Origin of the sequence: Chromobacterium vaccinii, assembly GCF_000971335.1 — a bacterium.
GTDB lineage: Bacteria > Pseudomonadota > Gammaproteobacteria > Burkholderiales > Chromobacteriaceae > Chromobacterium > Chromobacterium vaccinii.
This window is the reverse complement of the sequence record NZ_JZJL01000041.1, coordinates 27,978-46,596: the sequence shown is the minus strand read 5'-3', so window position 1 is coordinate 46,596 and position 18,619 is coordinate 27,978. Positions and strand designations below refer to the sequence as shown.

Sequence of the window (18,619 nt, the reverse complement as noted above, 5' to 3'; positions counted from 1 at the left end):
ACGGCACCTGGCAGTTGCTGGCGAACGGCGATCTGGCTTTCATCAAGACCGCCAACACCCCGAGCGGCAACGTAGAAGTGCACATTGCCTCGCGCGCGTCCAACTATCAGACCCGCACGCTGGAAACCGCCACCACCTTCGGCAACGAAAACGACGGCACTTGGCAGCTGCTGACCAACAATGACCTGGCCTTCATCAAGACCGCCAACACCCCGAGCGGCCGCGTAGAAGTACATATCGCCTCGCGCGCGTCCAACTACCAGACCCGCACGCTGGAAACTGCCACCACTTTCGCCAATGAAACCGATGGCGTTTGGCAGTTGCTGGGCTATTAAGACCATCGCGGCGGCGGCAGGCCGCAAGCGAAACGGGCAAGGCCATTGGTCTTGCCCGCTTTTGTATCGGCTCATTCAGCCAGGCCCGCCAGCTTGAACAGGCTTTGGATGAAACCGATGGTCTGTCGCAACGTCAGACCGAGCAGGCCTTGACGGTCAAGCAGAACTGAATGGCCGCATCGCTGCAGGTCTGCGCCCGACCTCGCTTTACTTGCGATCTTGCCTGCCACTTCATGTTCACATCCAGCCAGATGGACAGCGAGCCGCGCTGGATCAGGGCTTGCTTGCAGGCTTGCCAGTTAGCGGTTCGATACTGTTCCGAAGCAGGCTTGGTCATGTTGCTAGCTTACCAAGCCTTCAGCGCGCGGATTTAGGCAACAGAGCCTCTCCAAATCCAGCACATGCCACTTTCCGAAACTCAATGAAATACATTCCGGACAAAACGAAAACTGAATCAGAACGATGAACAATCACATTTTTAATTATTCAGAATCAACCTGAAATTGTTACACAAAAACACTGCGCCTAATTATCAAGATAGCAATTCCGACATTTCAGAAAAGCGTTTCAAAACTATACAACCATGCTAAAAAATCAAGTCGAAAAATAATAAAGCTGTACTTTAAGACATGAAATCCATATTTCCCGCTCAAATATCTACATTCCAGGAATTTATATATTGCGCCGCCGCCGGATTGGAAATACCATGCGACCAGCATGTGGATAGCAGCTGGCATTGTAAAACTTGGCCAACCGCAATCCACATCGCTTTCTGCCTCAGCTTTTCCTGACAACCTCATTTCAAGGAGTGGCAACATGGCAAGCACCCTTCTCCCCAATCAGGTCCTGGGCATCAACGAATACCTGCTGTCGACCAACGGCGCCTACCAGCTGATTCTGCAAAGCGACGGCAACCTGGTGCTGTACCGGATGGCCAACCACCATCCGCTGTGGGCCTCCAACACCAATGGCAAGGACGCCATGCGCGCCATCATGCAGACCGATGGCAACTTTGTGCTGTACGACTTCCACGGCAAAGCGCTGTGGGCATCCGGCACCAACGGCAAGCCCGGATGTTTCGTCACCATGCAGGATGACGGCAACCTGGTGATCTACGAGCCGAAGATCCCGGTTTGGGCATCCAACACCGCCCAGTAAGCTCCAGGCGCCAGGACCCGCTGCAATGGCGGCGTCCGGGCGCCCCCTCCCCCGATCAAAGCCGCCCCGCCTGTCCTGCGCCCTGCGCCAGCGCCTGCAACTGTCCGCGCATCTCCAGCACCAGCTGCCATACCCGCTCCGCGGCCGGCGACAGCGTGCGATTGCGCCGGCGGATCAGCACGATGCGGCGGCTGGCCCGCGGCGACAAGGGACGCGCCGTCAGGCCACAGTTCTCCGGCAAAGGCATTGCAAGCCCCGGCGACACGCTGACGCCGATGCCTGCGGCCACCATGCGGAACACCGAATGGGAATGGCCCAATTGCTGCGCCACCGGACAATCCAGGCCATGCTCGCGCAGCAGCTGGTCTATCAGCGGCCGGCTGCCGGAACTGCCGTCCAGCAATACCAGCGCCTCGCCGTCCAGTTGCCGCCACTCCACCCGCTCCCCGGCGACCAACGGGTGATCGGCGCGGCACACCAGCCAGAAGTCGTCGATCAGCACCGTTTCTTGTTCCAGATCGTCGCAGGGCTCCGGCTCCACCACCAAACCAAAATCCACCTCGCCGCCGCGCACCGCCGCGACATTCAGGCGCTGGACCTGATCATGCAGGAGCAGGCCGAGTTGCGGATAGCGTTCGCGGCAGGCGGAAACGATGGCCGGCATCAAGCTGGCCGACAGCGTCGGACTGCTGGCGACGTGGACGCTGCCCAGCGCCTGCTCGCTCTCCTTGCGCGCGGCGTCCAGCACCTCGTCCAACTCCTCCAGCGCCCGCCTGAGCTTGGTCAGCAGCCGCGCGCCGGCCGCGGTCAGTGCCACTTCGCGGGTGGTGCGGTCCAGCAGGCGCAATTCCAGCGCCTGCTCCAGCTCGCGCACCGCGCGGCTGACCGCCGGCTGGGTCAGGCCCAGCTCATCGCCGGCCCGGCTGAAACTGGCATGCTCGGCCACCCGGCAGAAGGCTCTTAGCTGTCTCAGCGTGAAATTCATAAAAATATCTTTTTAATTGATCAGATAAATGCATTTGTATTCTTAATTAATCCGCGCTTCAATAGCAAGATCAAACAACGAATGCCCGATGCCATGCCCAAGCTGTTGGATTCCTTCACCCTCGCATTGCTGGCCACCGTCGCGCTTGCCAGCCTGCTGCCCTGCTCCGGCCAGGCCGCGCAGATCTTCAACTTGGCTACCAATCTGGCGATCGGCCTGCTGTTCTTCCTGCACGGCGCCAAGTTGTCGCGCGAAGCGGTGGTGGCCGGCGCCGGCCACTGGCGGCTGCACCTGACCGTGCTCGCCTGCACTTTCGCGCTGTTTCCGCTGCTGGGCCTGCTGCTCAAGCCGGTGCTGACGCCGCTGGTGACGCCGGAGCTGTACCTGGGCGTGCTCTACCTGTGCATGCTGCCGTCCACCGTGCAGTCGTCGATCGCCTTCACCTCGATGACCCAGGGCAATGTGCCGGCCGCCATCTGCAGCGCCACCGCGTCCAACCTGCTGGGCATCTTCATCACCCCGCTGCTGGTGGGCTGGCTGATGGCCAGCCACAGCGGCGCGGCGCAGAACATGGGGTCTGCGCTGGACATCGTCTACCAGTTGCTGCTGCCCTTCATCGCCGGCCAGATCGCCCGCCGCTGGATAGGCGGCTGGGTGGACAAGCACAAGGCCTTGCTGAAATACGTGGACCAGGGGTCGATCCTGATGGTGGTGTACACCGCGTTCAGCGCGGCGGTGATCAGCGGACTGTGGCAACAGACGCCGCCAGCGGCGCTGGCTGGCCTGCTGGCGGTCAACGCCATCCTGCTGGGCCTCCTGCTGGCGATCACCTCGCTGACCGGCCGCAAGCTGGGCTTCAGCCGCGAAGACCGGATCACCATCTTGTTCTGCGGCTCGAAGAAGAGCCTGGCCAGCGGCGTGCCGATGGCCAAGGTTCTGTTCGCCGGCCACGCGATCGGCGCCATCGTGCTGCCCTTGATGCTGTTCCACCAGATCCAGCTGATGGTGTGCGCGATGCTGGCCCAGCGCTTCCGCAAACGGCAGCTGGCAGAAGCCCGCGCCTGAAAGAAAACCCCCGCCGCAGCGGGGATTTTTCGTCGGCAAGCCGTCAAGCCTGCCGCGACAGCGAGGTGATCACCGGCAGCGACTCCTTGCCGTAGCACAGCCGACTGGGGCGCACCCGCATCCGCGCCAGCGACAGCAGCAAGCTGAAGCCGGCCTGGTTGGGGTCGATCACCGGCACGTAGCAGCCCAGCGTCGCCTCCAGCAGTTGCTCCACCCGGCGCGCCACGCCGACGAAGCCGGTGCAGCCAAGCAGGATGGACTGCGCGCCATCGCGGCGGACAGCCTCCAGCGCGCATTCGTATACCTTGGGCACCACCACATCCATATTGGACAGCTGGTCCACCGGGCAGTCTATCGCCCGGATCGAGCTGAACGAATCCTGCAGGCCGTAAGCCTGGACATGGCCATGCTGCATCGCCAGCGTCGACTGCAGCACGGTGACGATGGAGAAGCGCTGGCTGAGCAGCAGCGCGCTGAATGCCGCAGTCGGAAAGCCGCCGACAATGGGGATGTTCACCGCCTCGCGCGCGGCTTCGACGCCGCACATGTCGAAGTCGCTGAGCCAGATGCCGTCGAAACCCTCGCGCTCCAGCTGCAGCGCCGTTTCCACCACCGCCAGGCCGTTGGCCAGCCAGTCGATGCGGTCCTGGATATGGCTGGTGCCGCGCGGCAGGTTGCGCACCTCCACCTCGACATCGGCCGGGATAACCGGGCGGATGGATTCCAGTATCGGCTGGTTGAAGGTATCGACGCCCACCGGCACCAGCACGCAGATGCGCAAGCTCATCGCGCGCCCTCCACGCATGCATCCACCGGCGCGTACGGCCCCAGGTAGCCAAGCTGCGCCAGTTCGTCGGCGAAGCTTTGCAGGATCAGGCCCTTGCGCAGCGGCGCGGCGGCCGGCAATGCGATCACCGCCGCCTTGCGGCCGCGCACGGCCGGGTCCAGGCCATGGTCATCGCCCGACAGGTCGCCGTTGCTGAACACATGCTGGCCATCGCCTTCGACAAAGTAGCTGATGGCGTCCGGCGCGGTCGCCAGCGGATGGGAGACCGCGCTGTCCCAAGCCAGCAGCGATTCGTTCTGGTACAGCACCGTGCAACGGCGCTCGCCGTCCTCCAGGCTCACCTTGCCCAAGTCGAAGCCGCCGGCGGTGGCCACCTCGGACGACTCCAGCGTCGCCGGGCCGAACAGCAGCTTGCCCTTGATGTCGAGCTCGCGGCGCAGGAAGTCCAGCATCGCCTCCGCGGTCTTCACCTCGCCGTCCTGCAGCGCGCGGCCCAGCTTCAGCGCCCGGCTCAGGGTGCCGCGCACCGGCAGCGCGCCGTCCAGTTGTTCCGGCGACATGATCCACATCGCCAGGCCGCCGAATTGTCCGAACTGCGGATTGGTCAGAATGGGACGCAGCATCTGCTCCACCACGGTGGAAACGTCTTCCTGCGGCTTGCCGTCCGGCGGCGGCATGCGCACGCCCAGCTCCACGCACAAGCCGCTCTCGCCGGCCAGGAAAGCCGGCGTAGGCGGCACGCCGGCGGCGGCGTAGGTCAGCATCGGCAAGGACGGCACCGCGCGGCCGGCGCCGTCGGCGTCCACCACCGCCAGCCCCAGTTTGGCCGCCACCAGGCTGGCCACCACGAAACCCAGCGCGCCGCTTTCCGGCGCCACCACGTAGGCCAGCTTGCGCCCCTGCGACTCCAGCCGTTGCTGCGCGGCGCGCGCGGCCTCCACCGGCCCGTTCGGCCATCGCACCTGGTTGATCGCATCCGGCGCGCCCATATAGGCCACCATCACGCAGTCGCCGTCGGTCGCCTCGTCCACATCCACCACCCGCACCTTGTCGGTCGGGTAGTAGTCGCCGCTGCGGAAATTCGCCGCCAGATGGCGGGCGGAGATCATCGTCCCGCCGCCGCCGCTGCCGAAAAAGCACGCGCCTTGCAGCAAGGGTTCCAGATCGCGGGATGAAAGTTCAAAAGCCATGGCTTGCACCTGTTGTTGCGTTGTGGTCGGCGCGGCCGCCCGGCAAGCCGCCGAGCAGGCGACGCGCCCTTTGCAGCACGGGGTGGGCCGGCTCCCCGCGGCCATCGCAGGCCCGCAAGGTGGTTTCCAGCATCTCCCGCGCCTGTTCTTCCCTGCCCGACGCGGCCAAAAGGTCCGCCAGCCGGGCCGCGGCTTCCACTCTGGGCGGCACCGCGCCCAAGGCTTCCGCGGTGGTCAATGCGCTGCGCAAGCCTTGCTCGGCGCCGGCGGTATCGCCCTGCGCCCTCAGCGCGCTGGCGCGCGCGATCAGCAACTCGCCCAGATAGGCGCGCTCCTTGTGCGCCATCGCCAGCTCCAGCGCCTGCTCGGCCAGCGCCCTGCTCTCGGACGCCCGTCCCGACGCCAACAACAGCTCGCAGCGCCGCCAGGCGTAGAAAGAGTGGAACAGCTTGCCGCCATGCCGCAGCATCTGTCCCTGGTAGCCCTCCTGCATCGCAGCCTCCGCATCCTTTGCGCGCCCCTCTCTAGCCAGGCCGCAACCGAGGAAAAACTGGGCGACGCCCAGGTAGAAGGCGAAGCCGTGCTGCCGGGACAGCTGTTCCATCTGCGCAGCCAGCTCGCCCAGCGACGCGTCTTCGAACAGGCAGGCCAGCCATACCGCGCCTTGCAGCGCGATGGCGCGGCTGAAAGGCTGATCCTCGCCGGCCCGTCTCGCCAGCAAGGCCGCCAGCGCGGACCACGCCCGGGCGAACTGCCCCAGCTGGAAGGCCGCCAGCCCCTCGAAGGTCAGCACCAGCCCGCTCAGATCGAAACCCTGGGTGCCCATGCGCCGCCCACGGCCGCCTCCCAGCAAGCCGCCCCGCTCCAAGCAGGCCAGCACCTCGGCATGGTCGCCCAGCCAGAACAGGGTGTTGGCCATCACGAAATGGGCGTCGGCCAGCGCGCTGGCGTCGCCGGCCGCCTGGCCGCGCTGAAGCATCCGCTGCGCGGTGCCGCGCGCCCGGTCCAGTTCCAGCGACATCAGCTGGCTGGTCCAGACGCCGAACAGGATGGACATGATCTCCGGCTCGCGATCCAATTCCTTGCCCACCGCCAGCGCGGCCTCATAGCAGGACAATGCCTCGCCGTTGGACCAGCCGTGCCGCGCGCTGTGGCAGATGCCGAGCTGGCGCAGCAGGTGGAAGTGCTCCTCCCTCGCCTCCTGCTGCAGCGCCGCTTCCTCCAGCAAGGCCAAGCCGCGCGACAGGACTCGAGCCGCTTGCTCAAGATCGCCCGCTTCCAGCAACCGGCCGCCGTCCTCCAGCAACCGGCGCAGCGTCTGGCGCTTGTCTTCCCGCGCGCCCAGCCGGCGCTCCACCACCTTGCGGCCCACCCCCAGCATGCGCGCGGCCGCGGCCTTGTTGCCCCGGCACAGCTGCAGCGCCCGATTGAGCAGCAGGGTCTCGGCAGCCGCCAGCTTGTCCTCGCCCGGCAGGGCCAGCATGGCGTCCGCCAACTCGTCCGCGTCGGCCTGCCACGGATGGGCGTGCGGCTCGAGGAATTCGTCCAGCGCCGCCGCCGTGATCAGCGGACCGTCGGACAACACGCCCAGCCTGTCCACCAGGCTGCGCAGCTGGCGCACATTGCCAGGCCAGCGGCTGTTCTGCAGCCGCGACACGGCGTCGGGAGCGAAGCGCAGCGGGCGCGGCTGCGTCGCGGAGAAATGTTCGACCAGAGAAGGGATGTCGTCGCGGCGCTGCTCCAGCCCCGGCAGGCTGAGCACGAACACCGACAGGCGGTAGTACAGATCCTCGCGAAAACGGCCATCGCGCACCGCCGCCTGCAGGTCGCGATGGGTGGCGGCCACCACGCGGCCGGCGAAATGCTGCGGCTCGGCCGAACCCAGCGGGCGGAAGCTGCGCGTTTCCAGCACCCGCAGCAGCTTGGGCTGCAAGGCCAGCGGCAGTTCGCCGATCTCGTCCAGGAACAAGGTGCCCCGCCCCACCTGGGCCAGCAGGCCGACGCGGCTGCCTTGCGCGCCGGTGAAGGCGCCGCGGGCGTGGCCGAACAGCTCGGCCTCCATCAGGTGCTCGGGAATCGCCGCGCAGTTCAAATCGATGAAAGGCTGGCCCGCCACCAGGCTGTGGCGGTGCAGCTCATGGGCGATGACCTCCTTGCCCGCGCCCGTGGGCCCCCAGATCAACACCGTCTTGTCGGTCGGCGCCACCCGCCGCACCAGTTGCAGCAAACGCTGGAAAACCGCCGACTGGCCTATCGCCCGCTCGGCCGGACCAGGCGGGACGGAAAGCGGAGAAACATCGTGCGCGGAAATGTCCATGGCGACCTTGAGCAAAGGACGCGCCAGGCTGGCGCGCCGAATATGGCAAGGCATTATGCCAACGACTTTCAAAATGACAAGAAAGACGAGCGGAGATGGCGTCCGGATTCATCCATCAAAAAATCGAAAAATGGACGAATTCGTCCACCAGGCGGGGCAACGAATCGGGACAAGCGCAATGAATACAATACTTTACAAACTGGCACGCTTGCTGCTGTAGACAGCCGATGCCTCTGCAGCGGCCACAGCCGCCCGGCAACGAAAAACACACACCCGGACATTGGGCATGAACGCTCGCTACACCATCAATATTCTCAACAACAGCCGACACGCTCAGGACTTCTTCCTGTTTCAGGAACCCGCCCGCTACGCCGGCGCGGACAGCGCCGTCTACAGCAACAGCCTTTACCATCGGACGCTGCCGCCGATCTCCGAGACCGGCTCCATCCTGATCCTGGAGCTGCTGTCGTCCAGCTTCGCCGCCGCGCAGGCCCGCCTTGATCCGGCGCCGCGCGCCGGCCTTCCCTCCGGCCAGGCCATGTCCTGCCAGCCGGTGCGCGCCTCGCGCTCAGGCTTGCCCTCCCCCAACGCGGTCACCATGAGCCTGGGCCCCGAACCGGAGCTGAGCGCCCCCCGCCACCACCCCGGCGTGGACGAGGAGGCGTTCCGCATCAGCATTCCCCACTACGACGCAGGACGGCGGCCCTGCAATGTCGGCCAGGCGGTGCGCACCGGCGACGGCCGCATGGTCCTGTCCAGCTTCATCGACGCCCAGCCGGACAGCCACATCGATTGCGCGCCGCTGCCGCGCTTCTATGCCGGCGTCGGCCGCCGCCACGCCGGCACCGTCATCGACTTCGACAACAGCAGGCAAGGCGCGGCGCTGTGCGACGCCAGCGAAGGCCATACCACCTTCAACCTGATCTACGACCACCGCGGTGACTGGATCGTCGAGGCCGTCAAGGGCCGGCCCGCCTGGCAAGGCTGAACTCAGCGCGCCTGCGCCGCCGCGTCCGAAGCCTGACGCCTCAACAGCTGGCGGTAGTGATCGATCAACTCGGGGCCGTGCAGGGCGTCCAGGTGGCCGGCGATGACGGTATCGATGTCCAGCCCGCTGAGCGCGAGCCTGTCCAGCGTCTTCGGGTACTCGTTCAAATCGGCGTAATGGAGATTGCCCAGCTCCTGCTTGAGGATGCAGTTGCCGTACAGCACCTTCTCTTCCGGGAAGTAGACGAAAATGCCGTCACGGGTATGCGCCGCCCCCAGATGAAAGGCCTTGACCTTGCCGCCCTGCAATTCGAAATCGCCGGGAAACACCCGATCAGGCATTGAGGCGGGCAGCGCCGGGTAATCCGGAAAACCCTGCCGGGTAAAAGCGACGATGTCGTCCCAGCCGCGGCTCATCTCGTCGACCGTCTGCCGGGTGGCGACGATGCGGGCGCCGATCGACTTCCAGTACGCGTTGCCGCCGGCCCGGTCGGTGTGATAGTTGGGATTGATCACCTCGGCGATGGGCTTGTCGGTGACCGCGCGTATTTGCCGCGCCAGCTCGCGGGCGGTGTCCGGCGTCCAGGTGGCGCCCACCACGGTCACATGCTCCGCGCCGACGTATACCGCCGAGTTCTCCTTGGCGTAATAGTCGTCTTCCACCACGTACACGCCGCCCTTCAGGTGCTTGAGGCTCAGGCTGCCCTGCGCCGCGCAGGCCCCGGCCGCCAGCGCCAGGCCCAGCATCGCGCCGGCAAATTTAAATATTCTGTGCATTTTATTTTCCATTTATATTTCAAATAAAGGCGGCGATTTCCCAAATTTCCATTTTGGGGAGAACTCGCCGCTCGCCTGCCGCTCCAAAATCACGGTTCCTGCCAAACCTTGATCTTGGCAAGATTCTAGCCAGCCCGGCCCGGCGGGGTAAACCGCGCGGTCCGTAACTGCCGTAACCTGAAATAATGACCGCCGACGCCATCCATTTCGAACTCACCCCGCCCTACCGCCATGCCGGCAAACCCGTACGCTTCCAATCGCTGTGGCTGCTGGTCCGGCTTTACTACGCCGCGGCCCACGAAGACGGCATGGTGGCGGTCGCCGCGCTGCGGCAGCGCTTTCCGGCCAGCCGGACGCCGCGCATGCTGGTTTCCCGCGCCTTCGCCGATTTCGCCGCCTGGGGCGTGGAGGCCGGCTGGGGCGCGCCGCGGCGCGAACCCGCCTCCTTGCTCAATCCGGACGGACGCAGCCGCGGCCCTTTCTGGCTGGCCTCTGACGGCATGGCCCGGCTGGAATTTCTGGCGGACGGACTGCCGGCAGACCGCCGGCAGCTGGAACAATTCCTCGGCCTGGAGCCGGCCGCGGCGGAGGCTCCCGATTCGATTTCGCAACTGGAGGCGCTGACCCGCGGCCTGGATTACTGGAGCCAGCTCACCCAGGCGATCCGCGACGAGCGCGACGGCATGGGCAGGCTGGCGGGCCCGCAGGTGGCGGCTTCCTTCCATGCCGCCAGCCTGGCCGCGCACAACGATTTCCAGCAGGCGCTGGCCCTGACCAAGGAAAGCCTGGCCTGGCGCCGCGGCGCGCAGTTCGACGACAGCCGGCTGGCGCTGAAGAAACTGGGCCAGGTGCTGGACGGCCGCCGCTTCGAAACTGCCCAACCCACCTTTGCCGCCATGGCCTGCATTGCCCGCGCCTGGGACCACTACGCGCGCGGCGAGCCAGACGGCGCCGAGGCCTGCCTCGCGCAACTGCGCAATCCGGGAGAGCTGCAGCCGGTCTATCGCTACAACCCCCGCGTGCGCTTCGAATGCCTGAACCTGGGCGCGCTGTTGCACAAGCAGGCGGCCATCTCGGGACAAGCGCCGGAACGCGCCGAAGCGGCGTTGCGGGACCTGGCCGGCGCGCTGGAAGCCGCTTACGAGGCGGACTCCATCGACGCCGCCCAGCACGTTGCGGCCAACCTGGGCTGGTGCTTGTGGCTGTTCTGGAAGCAGGCGCTGGTCGATCCGCAACGCGCGCTGCCGGTCGCGGACATGCAGCGGCTGGCGATACGCTGGCTGGGGCTGTCGGAATGGATTTGCGATCGCTTCGGCGTCGGCAACGGCTCGGCGTGGAACGTCGTCTTCCTGCTGCGCATCGCCCGCGGCGACTGTCAGCGGACCAAGCGCCCGGCTCTGGCGGGCTTCCAGGCCGCGCGGCCATTCCCGCTGCAGGAGATGCGCCTCGCGCTGGCCCTGTCGCCCTGCCCGTTTTCCGCCGCCAAGGGCTACCGCAGCTGGACCGCCGTCGCCGAGCTGACGCTGGACGAGCACGATCAGGGCCGACTGCCGCTGACGCCGCTGCAACTGGCCAATCTGCTGCTGGAAACGCTATGGTTCCAGGCCTGGGAAGGCGGCGTCAGCCGGCAGGCCTGCGCCAGCGCGCTGCGCCTGAAACAGTTGCTGCCGCAACTGCGGCGCGGCGAGCGCAGCTTCTTCCGCGACGAGCTGGCTTTCCTGCCGCAGGAGTTGCTGGAGCCTGCCTGAACGGCCCGCTCGCCAGAAGGACGCAAAAAAACCCCGCGTCGCCGACGCGGGGTTGAATGGACTAAGCCGGCTCACAACTCGCTGAGCCAGGCCTTTTCCTTCAACTGCTTCAATTCGTCGCGGATGCGCGCCGCCCGTTCGAACTCCAGATTGCGCGCGGCCTCCAGCATTTCCTTCTCCAGCCGTTTGATCTCCTTGGACAGCGTCTTCTCGTCCATCATCGCCACCTTGGCTTCGTCCACCAGCTTCTTGCGCTCGGCTTCGACGCTGTAGACGCCGTCGATGATGTCCTTGATCTTCTTCTCCACGCCGCGGGGGATAATGCCGTGCTCGGCGTTGAACGCCATCTGCTTGGCGCGGCGGCGCTCGGTCTCGTCCATCGCCTTCTTCATCGAATCGGTGATGCGGTCGGCGTAGAGCAGCGCACGGCCGTTCAGGTTGCGCGCGGCGCGGCCTATGGTCTGGATCAGGCTGCGCTCGGAGCGCAGGAAGCCTTCCTTGTCCGCGTCCAGGATCGCCACCAGGCTCACCTCGGGAATGTCCAGGCCCTCGCGCAGCAGGTTGATGCCGATCAGCACGTCGAACATGCCCAGGCGCAGGTCGCGGATGATCTCCACCCGCTCGACGGTGTCGATGTCGCTGTGCAGATAGCGCACCTTGATGCCGTGCTCGGTGTAGTAGTCGGCCAGTTGCTCGGCCATGCGCTTGGTCAGCGTGGTGACCAGCACCCGCTCGCCGCGCTCCATGCGGTCGCGGATTTCGGACAGCAGATCATCCACCTGGGTCGCCACCGGACGGATCTCGATCTGCGGGTCCACCAGGCCGGTCGGCCTCACCACCTGCTCCACCACCTGGCCGGCGTGGTCCTTCTCGTACACCGCCGGCGTGGCCGAGACGAAGATGGTCTGCGGCATCAGTTGCTCGAACTCGTGGAACTTCAGCGGCCGGTTGTCGGCCGCTGACGGCAGGCGGAAGCCGTATTCCACCAGGTTGGCCTTGCGCGCGGCGTCGCCCTTGTACATCGCGCCCACCTGCGGCACGGTGACGTGGCTCTCGTCGATGAACATCAGCGCGCTCTTGGGCAGGTAGTCGATCAGCGTCGGCGGCGGATCGCCCGGACCGCGGCCGGAAAAATGGCGCGAGTAGTTTTCGATGCCCTTGCAGAAGCCCATCTCGTACAGCATTTCCAGGTCGAAGCGAGTGCGCTGCTCGATGCGCTGCGCCTCCACCAGCTTGCCTTCCTTCTGATACCACTCGATGCGGTAGCGCAGCTCGTCCTTGATCTGCTCGCAGGCGCGCAGCACGGTGTCGCGCGGCGTCACGTAGTGGCTGGACGGGAACACGGTGAAGCGGCCGACGCGCTGTTTCGTCGTGCCGGTCAACGGATCGAACAGCGTCAGCGTTTCAACCTCGTCGTCGAACAGGCTGACGCGCAGCGCGGTGTCGCTGCTTTCCGCCGGGTAGATGTCGATCACGTCGCCGCGCACGCGGAAGGTGCCGCGGCCGAAGTCCAGGTCGTTGCGGCTGTACTGCATGGTGGTCAGGCGGCTGATGATGTCGCGCTGCGGCGTGGCCTCGCCTTCCTTCAGGTGCAGAATCATCTGATGGTAGTCGGACGGGTCGCCGATACCGTAAATCGCCGACACCGTCGCCACGATGATGCAGTCGGGACGTTCCAATATCGACTTGGTCGCCGACAGCCGCATCTGCTCGATGTGTTCGTTGATGCTGGAATCTTTCTCGATGAACAGATCGCGGCTGGGAACGTAGGCTTCCGGCTGGTAGTAGTCGTAGTAGGAGACGAAATATTCCACCGCGTTGTGCGGGAAGAATTCGCGCATCTCGCTGTACAGCTGCGCCGCCAGCGTCTTGTTGTGCGCCATGATGATGGCCGGCCGTCCCGTCTGGGCGATGACGTTGGCCATGGTGTAGGTCTTGCCGGAGCCGGTCACGCCCAGCAGAGTCTGGTAGGACAGGCCGTCGGACAGGCCCTCCACCAGTTTCTCGATGGCGGACGGCTGGTCGCCGGCCGGCGGGAAAGGCTGGTTCAGTTGAAACGGACTGTCGGGAAAAGTGAGCAGCATGGCGGCCCCGGAGCAATGGCGAAAAGGTTGATTTTACGCCCATATCCGCCCGATCTCACCTTCCGTTTCCCCATCCCCGGCAAAGGACCGCCAGGCAAGGAAAAACCGCCGCCGCGCGCTGCTGTGAAAAACCGCAATTTGCCCTACACAGAGCGGAGACATTGTTTAAAATGCAAACAGGACGCAGCGGGCGCCTGCAACAAATGATGCCAACATCTTGACTGATTTTGCCTGCAGATGCCGTGAAAATGCCGTCCGGTTTTCTCCAAAATAAGCGCACAGTGGAGTGACGCATGATCAAGAAAATCGCAAGCCTGCTGGTATCGGCGGCCCTGGCCATGCCGGTGCTGGCGGCTTCGCCCCAAGGCGTGCTGGTAGCCAGCGAAATGTCCGGCTACACCGCCCCCAGGCTCAATTCCCATTCGGTGCTGATCCTCAACGGTCTGACCGGCGAGGCTCTGTATGAAAAGAACGCCCACCAGCGCATGCCCATCGCGTCGATCAGCAAGCTGATGACGGCGATGGTGTTGCTGGATTCGGGCGTGTCGCTGGACCAGCAGGTCACGGTGTCCGACGCCGAGATCGACCGCCTGAAGCACACCACGTCGCGGCTGGCGGTCGGCACCACGCTCAGCCGGCAGGAGATGCTGCTCTTGGCGCTGATGTCGTCGGAAAACCGCGCCGCAGCCACGCTCGCGCGCACCACCTTCCCCGGCGGCACCGCCATCTTCGTCGAACGGATGAACCACAAAGCCCAGAGCCTGGGCATGACCGAAACCGTCTTCCACGATCCCACCGGCCTGGACGTGCGCAACACTTCCACCGCCGCCGATCTGGCCAAGATGGTGCAGGCCGCGCAGAAATACCCGCTGATCCGCGAATTCACCACCACCGAGCGGCACCAGATCGTGTCGGTGCGCAACCGCGTGCTGCAGTACAAGAACAGCAACGCGCTGGTGCGCGAAGGCGACTGGGACATCGCGGTGCAGAAAACCGGCTACATTCAGGAAGCCGGCCGCTGCATGGTGCTGCAGGCCGTCGTCGGCTCGCAGCCGCTGATCTTCGTGCTGCTGGACGCCGGCGCCAGCGCCGCGCGCGTCAACGACGCCAAAAACATCAAGATCTGGCTGGAATCCCATCCCGGCAGCTGGCTGGCGGGTTGATCCGCAGCGATTCCCGACCGGGCCGGCCATGCCGGCCCTTTTTCATGTCCGCAGCGCCACCGGTCCGCCGGCAACCAGTTGCCGCCACACCCAGTCGTGCGCGGCCGAGCCCGCGTGCCGGCGATGGCGATACAGCTTCAAGCGGTACGGCGGAATGGCGAAGGGCGCGGGATACAGCCGCACGCCGGCCGCCTCGGCCAAGCGCAGCGCCGCGCGCCGGGGCAGCGTCATGATCAGCTCGCCGCCGCCGATGATGAACGGCGCAGCCAGCACCGACGGCAGCTGCAGCGCCACCTCCCGCGCCAGCCCCATCTTTTCCAGCACCAGGTCCACCACGCCGCGCGGCTCGTTCCACGGCGTGACCACCGCGTGCCGCTCCGCCAGATAGCCTTCCAGGCTCAGCCCCTGCCGGATGCGCGGGTGATCGCGGCTGGCGATGGCCACGTACTCTTCCTCCGGCCAATCGAATTCCTCGATGTCCGCCGCCGGCGGCCCGCCCTCTTCCGAATAACCGAGCGCGAAATCGATGCTGCCGGCCAGCAACGCCTCCAGCGGCAGCTTGCGCTCCGCCTGGACTACGCGAAAGCTCAAGCGCGGCGCCATCGACTGCATCCGGTTCAGAAAAGCGGGCAGCACCGCGAAGGCGGTGTAGTCGGTGGCGGACAGCACGAAGCGGCGCTCGCTGCGGGACGGGTCGAAATCCGCGCCCCGGCTCAAGCCATCGGACAGCAGCGCCAACGCCGCCTCCACCACTGGCGCCAGCTGCTCGGCCCTGGGCGTGGGCCGCATCCCCCCGCCCACCCGCACGAACAGCTGGTCGCCCAAAGCCAGGCGCAGCCGCGATAGCGCGTGGCTGCAGGCGGAAGCGCTGATCGCCAGACTGTCGGCCGCGGCCAGCACCGAGCCGGTGCGGAACAGCGCGTCCAACAGCAACAGCAGGTTGAGATCCAGGCCGCGCAGAGCTGGATGAATATTTTTCATTTTTACCTGAAAACAATGCACTGTTTTCATTCTAACACTTGCTCTAAGATGTTCGAAACCGACATTTCCACCATCTTAGGGAGCCACCCATGCAGATCGCCATCACCCCCGCCCAGCCCAGGGATGCCGCCGAAATCCACCGTTTCATCACCGAGCTCGCCGTTTACGAACGCGCCGAACACGAAGTGAAGGCCGGCGTCGCCGACATCGAGGCCACGCTGTTCGGCCCCGAAGCCAAAGCCCAGGCGCTGATGTGCCGCGTGGATGGCCAGTTGGCCGGCTTCGCCGTGTATTTCTTCAGCTACTCCACCTGGCTGGGCAAGAACGGGCTGTATCTGGAAGACCTGTACGTGACGCCGGAACTGCGCGGCGCCGGCGCCGGCAAGGCGCTGCTGCGGCATCTGGCCAGGCTGGCCTGCGACAACGATTGCGGGCGTTTCGAGTGGAGCGTGCTGGACTGGAACCAGCCGGCGATAGATTTCTATGAATCGATCGGCGCCGCGCCGCAGGCCGAGTGGATACGCTATCGGCTGGCGGGGGAAGGACTGCGCCGCTTCGCCTACGGCGAGGACGCGGTCGCAGCCTGATCAGCCCGCCTGTCCATCTCCCGGCGGCTCCGCCGCCAATCCAGCCAGGAATGCGTCAGGCATTCGCCGGACCGGCACGCGGCCTCGCCCAGGCAGCTGTCCAGGCTCAGGCACTCCGGCCCGCACGGCGGCTCGCAATAACCGGCCGGCCGCCGCCGACGTTCTGGCCTGAGCAACGCAGCAGGCGCTCGCGCGCGATCCAGCCTCCGCGCCGCAAGCCGTGGCGGCGGATCGCCCGATAGGCCAGGCCGGAATATCCGCTCCGGCTGGTCGCGGCCCGATAAGCGCAGCCGCATCCCTTGCGCGGCGACAATTGCCGCTAATACATCCGGATCAGCCACAGCGCCAATCGTTTCAGCATGTTTCCCTCCTTTATCGCGCCGCGCATCATACCCATTCCCCGCCCGCGCTGCTAAAGTCGTCGCGAGCGCGCCCGCGCCGCAGGCGAGCGTTTCGGCGCAGCCGCGCCGCGCGCCGACGCTTAACATGCTCCCACCATCTAGCCACAGGAGAACCGATATGCGCACCACCCTGCTGATCGCCAGCCTGCTCGCCCTGCCGCTGGCCGCCCAGGCCGACGCCTTCAAGCTGTCCAGCGACAGCATCGCCGACGGCATGCCGCTGAGCCTGAAACAGGTCTACAGCGGCTTCGGCTGCGAGGGCGGCAACGTCTCGCCGCAGCTGTCGTGGAGCGGCGCGCCGGACGGCACCAAGAGCTTCGCGATCACCGCCTACGACCCGGACGCTCCCACCGGCAGCGGCTGGTGGCACTGGACCGTGGCGAACCTGCCGGCTAATGTGCATTCGCTGGCCGAAGGCGCCGGCAGCGTGGGCGGCAAGCTGCCGCCGGGCGCGGTGCAGGGCCGCACCGACTACGGCGAAGCCCGCTTCGGCGGGGCCTGCCCGCCCGAAGGCGACAAACCCCACCGCTACCAGTTCACCGTCTGGGCGCTGAAGACCGACAAGCTGCCAATCGACGCCAACGCCAGCGGCGCGCTGGTGGGCTTCATGCTCAACGCCAACGCGCTGGGCAAGGCGCAGATCACCGCCACCTACGGCCGCTGAGCCCGATGCACGACATCGCCCACCGCCTGAGCCGCATCGAGGCCGGCGAGATCCGCGCCCGCCTGCCGCAGCATATGCGGCGGGTGCCGGTGTTCGCGCCGGCGCTGTGCCGCGTCCGCCTCGGCGGCAAGCGCATCCGGCTGGGCGAGCGGGAGATGTCGGCCGGATCGGCCCAGCTGGTGCTGATGCCCGCCGGCTGCGAACTGGACATCGCCAACCTGCCGGGGCCAGACGGCTACCTGGCCGACGTGGTCAACCTGCCGCCGGGTCTGCTGGACCGTTTCCGCGACCGCCACGGCCCGCTGCTGCTGCGGCAGCGGCCAGGGCTCGAGCTCTGCCCGACGATGGACGGCGCGCTGCAGTCGGCGTGGAGCCTGCTGATCGACAGCCTGCATGGCGGCGCGGCGCCGGAAATCCGCCAGCATCATGCCGAGGGCGTGTTGCTGGCCCTGGCGCTGGCCGGCCAGGCCGGGCCATTGCTGCGAGAGCAATCCGACAATTTGGCTCAGGCGCTGAAACAGCTGCTGATGCTGGACCCGGCCGCGCCGTGGAGCGTGGACGCGGCGGCGCGCCGGCTCAACCTGGGCGCGTCCACCCTGCGCCGCCGGCTGGCGGAAGAAGGCGCCGGATTCCAGACGATCCTGGAAGAGGTGCGGATGGGCCTGGCCCTGCAGCAGGTGCAAAGCGGCCAGCGGCCCATCGGGGAGATCGCCGAGGCCAGCGGCTACGCGTCGGCCTCCCGCTTCGCCGCCCGCTTTCGCCAGCGTTACGGACTCACGCCCAGCGCGCTGCGCAGGACGCTATGAGCGCCCTGTCGCCGCTCAGGCCGTTGCCTGCCTCAGTTCCAGCAGATTGCCCGCCGGATCCCGGACGAACAGCTGCTCCAGCTTGTCCGCCGCCACGCCGCGCTGGCTGAAGAAGGCGATGCCCTTCTCCTTCAGCTCCGCCGCGGCCCGCTCCAGGCTGGCCACCGTCAGCGCGACATGGTTGCTCACCGGGTCTTGCCCTTCGCCCTGCGCGTACGGCGATACGCCATCCTTGCCCATGATGTGCAGCTGGGTTGCGCCCGGCAAATCGAGGAAGCAGCCGGGCACGCCGGGTATGCGCCGACGCGACGGATCCGCCTCCAGACCGAACAGCTGGCCATAGAAAGCCTGCAGCGCCGCCACCTGATGCTTGGGCACGCTGAAGCCGACATGATGCAAAGCTTGCACTTCGATAGTCATCTCCGTTCCTTTTCCATATGAAGCCGGCTGATGCCGGCTTCCACATAATACGATAAGCATATAGTTAGTTAAACTAATAAAATATGCGAGAACGGAGTTCGACGCGCCGCGCCTTTTCAGCTAGCATCATCGCGGCCCATCACCTAGCCACAACCCAGCCAGGC

At 66.0% G+C, this 18,619-nt stretch carries 19 protein-coding genes and 1 pseudogene; 10 read left to right on the top strand and 10 right to left on the bottom strand.

Annotated features, from left to right (window positions below; translation table 11 throughout):
- A partial coding sequence (locus VL52_RS25065; RefSeq protein ID WP_046158291.1) for a hypothetical protein occupies positions 1–335 on the top strand: 335 nt, incomplete at its 5' end.
- Positions 336–415: 80 nt separating this feature from the next.
- Here VL52_RS25065 and VL52_RS24160 read toward each other — a convergent pair.
- Positions 416–672, bottom strand: a pseudogene (locus VL52_RS24160) (transposase); the annotation flags it as partial.
- A 217-nt stretch (positions 673–889) separates the two neighbouring features.
- Positions 890–1,153 (bottom strand): hypothetical protein, encoded by a 264-nt coding sequence (locus tag VL52_RS25060; RefSeq protein ID WP_160298961.1) that lies wholly within the window; start codon positions 1,151–1,153, stop codon positions 890–892.
- On the opposite strand from VL52_RS25060, the gene VL52_RS17790 reads away from it, so the two are divergent.
- Positions 1,152–1,493 (top strand): hypothetical protein, encoded by a 342-nt coding sequence (locus tag VL52_RS17790; protein ID WP_046158289.1) that lies wholly within the window; start codon positions 1,152–1,154, stop codon positions 1,491–1,493. The genes VL52_RS25060 and VL52_RS17790 overlap by 2 nt on opposite strands.
- 55 nt (positions 1,494–1,548) lie before the next feature.
- Here VL52_RS17790 and VL52_RS17785 read toward each other — a convergent pair whose 3' ends face one another.
- Entirely contained in the window at positions 1,549–2,478 is a 930-nt protein-coding gene (locus VL52_RS17785) for a LysR family transcriptional regulator (protein WP_046158288.1), read from the bottom strand.
- Positions 2,479–2,571: 93 nt separating this feature from the next.
- Between VL52_RS17785 and VL52_RS17780 the strand changes: the two genes are divergently transcribed.
- A complete protein-coding gene (locus tag VL52_RS17780; RefSeq protein WP_200896044.1) occupies positions 2,572–3,543 on the top strand; it encodes a bile acid:sodium symporter family protein in 972 nt (323 codons plus the stop codon).
- Positions 3,544–3,586: 43 nt separating this feature from the next.
- Here VL52_RS17780 and VL52_RS17775 read toward each other — a convergent pair whose 3' ends face one another.
- Genes VL52_RS17775 through VL52_RS17765 form a run of 3 tightly spaced genes read right to left on the bottom strand, consistent with a single transcriptional unit; the run spans position 3,587 to position 7,837 of the window.
- Positions 3,587–4,330 carry an aspartate/glutamate racemase family protein gene (locus VL52_RS17775; RefSeq protein ID WP_046158286.1) on the bottom strand — a complete coding sequence of 248 codons (744 nt, stop codon included), beginning with the start codon at positions 4,328–4,330 and terminating at the stop codon, positions 3,587–3,589.
- The gene (locus VL52_RS17770) at positions 4,327–5,520 is read right to left on the bottom strand and encodes an S-methyl thiohydantoin desulfurase family protein (protein ID WP_046158285.1); all 1,194 of its coding nucleotides are present in this window, start codon (positions 5,518–5,520) and stop codon (positions 4,327–4,329) included. The genes VL52_RS17775 and VL52_RS17770 overlap by 4 nt, the downstream gene beginning before the upstream one ends.
- Complete coding sequence (locus VL52_RS17765) at positions 5,510–7,837, bottom strand: sigma-54-dependent transcriptional regulator (protein ID WP_052729388.1); 2,328 nt, start codon at positions 7,835–7,837, stop codon at positions 5,510–5,512. The genes VL52_RS17770 and VL52_RS17765 overlap by 11 nt, the downstream gene beginning before the upstream one ends.
- On the opposite strand from VL52_RS17765, the gene VL52_RS24750 reads away from it, so the two are divergent.
- Positions 7,836–8,057: a hypothetical protein gene (locus VL52_RS24750; protein ID WP_144410315.1), complete on the top strand. Its 222-nt coding sequence runs from the start codon at positions 7,836–7,838 to the stop codon at positions 8,055–8,057. The two genes, VL52_RS17765 and VL52_RS24750, sit on opposite strands and share 2 nt — an antisense overlap.
- 66 nt (positions 8,058–8,123) lie before the next feature.
- Positions 8,124–8,825: a hypothetical protein gene (locus VL52_RS17760; protein ID WP_046158284.1), complete on the top strand. Its 702-nt coding sequence runs from the start codon at positions 8,124–8,126 to the stop codon at positions 8,823–8,825.
- A gap of 2 nt (positions 8,826–8,827) precedes the next feature.
- Here VL52_RS17760 and bla read toward each other — a convergent pair whose 3' ends face one another.
- Positions 8,828–9,601 carry a subclass B2 metallo-beta-lactamase gene (gene bla, locus VL52_RS17755; RefSeq protein WP_235429325.1) on the bottom strand — a complete coding sequence of 258 codons (774 nt, stop codon included), beginning with the start codon at positions 9,599–9,601 and terminating at the stop codon, positions 8,828–8,830.
- Positions 9,602–9,786: 185 nt separating this feature from the next.
- Between bla and VL52_RS17750 the strand changes: the two genes are divergently transcribed.
- Positions 9,787–11,349: a hypothetical protein gene (locus tag VL52_RS17750; protein WP_046158282.1), complete on the top strand. Its 1,563-nt coding sequence runs from the start codon at positions 9,787–9,789 to the stop codon at positions 11,347–11,349.
- A gap of 71 nt (positions 11,350–11,420) precedes the next feature.
- Here the strand turns inward: VL52_RS17750 and uvrB are convergent, their stop codons facing one another.
- Positions 11,421–13,433: an excinuclease ABC subunit UvrB gene (uvrB, locus tag VL52_RS17745; protein ID WP_046158281.1), complete on the bottom strand. Its 2,013-nt coding sequence runs from the start codon at positions 13,431–13,433 to the stop codon at positions 11,421–11,423.
- A gap of 293 nt (positions 13,434–13,726) precedes the next feature.
- Here uvrB and VL52_RS17740 point away from each other — a divergent pair, with 293 nt between their 5' ends.
- On the top strand, positions 13,727–14,596 hold the full coding sequence (locus VL52_RS17740; RefSeq protein WP_046158280.1) for a serine hydrolase: 870 nt from the start codon (positions 13,727–13,729) through the stop codon (positions 14,594–14,596).
- A gap of 42 nt (positions 14,597–14,638) precedes the next feature.
- On the opposite strand, the gene VL52_RS17735 is transcribed toward VL52_RS17740, so the two are convergent.
- Complete coding sequence (locus VL52_RS17735; RefSeq protein WP_082113818.1) at positions 14,639–15,577, bottom strand: LysR substrate-binding domain-containing protein; 939 nt, start codon at positions 15,575–15,577, stop codon at positions 14,639–14,641.
- Between the two features lie 89 nt (positions 15,578–15,666).
- On the opposite strand from VL52_RS17735, the gene VL52_RS17730 reads away from it, so the two are divergent.
- The 3 genes from VL52_RS17730 to VL52_RS17720 all read left to right on the top strand — a co-directional run bounded on the left by VL52_RS17730 (position 15,667) and on the right by VL52_RS17720 (position 18,035).
- A complete protein-coding gene (locus tag VL52_RS17730; RefSeq protein WP_046158278.1) occupies positions 15,667–16,164 on the top strand; it encodes a GNAT family N-acetyltransferase in 498 nt (165 codons plus the stop codon).
- Between the two features lie 519 nt (positions 16,165–16,683).
- Positions 16,684–17,229 carry a kinase inhibitor gene (locus VL52_RS17725; protein ID WP_046158277.1) on the top strand — a complete coding sequence of 182 codons (546 nt, stop codon included), beginning with the start codon at positions 16,684–16,686 and terminating at the stop codon, positions 17,227–17,229.
- A gap of 5 nt (positions 17,230–17,234) precedes the next feature.
- Positions 17,235–18,035, top strand: a complete 801-nt coding sequence (locus VL52_RS17720) for a helix-turn-helix transcriptional regulator (protein ID WP_046158276.1) — start codon at positions 17,235–17,237, stop codon at positions 18,033–18,035.
- Between the two features lie 15 nt (positions 18,036–18,050).
- On the opposite strand, the gene VL52_RS17715 is transcribed toward VL52_RS17720, so the two are convergent.
- Complete coding sequence (locus tag VL52_RS17715) at positions 18,051–18,455, bottom strand: VOC family protein (protein WP_046158275.1); 405 nt, start codon at positions 18,453–18,455, stop codon at positions 18,051–18,053.
- Positions 18,456–18,619 lie beyond the last annotated feature (164 nt).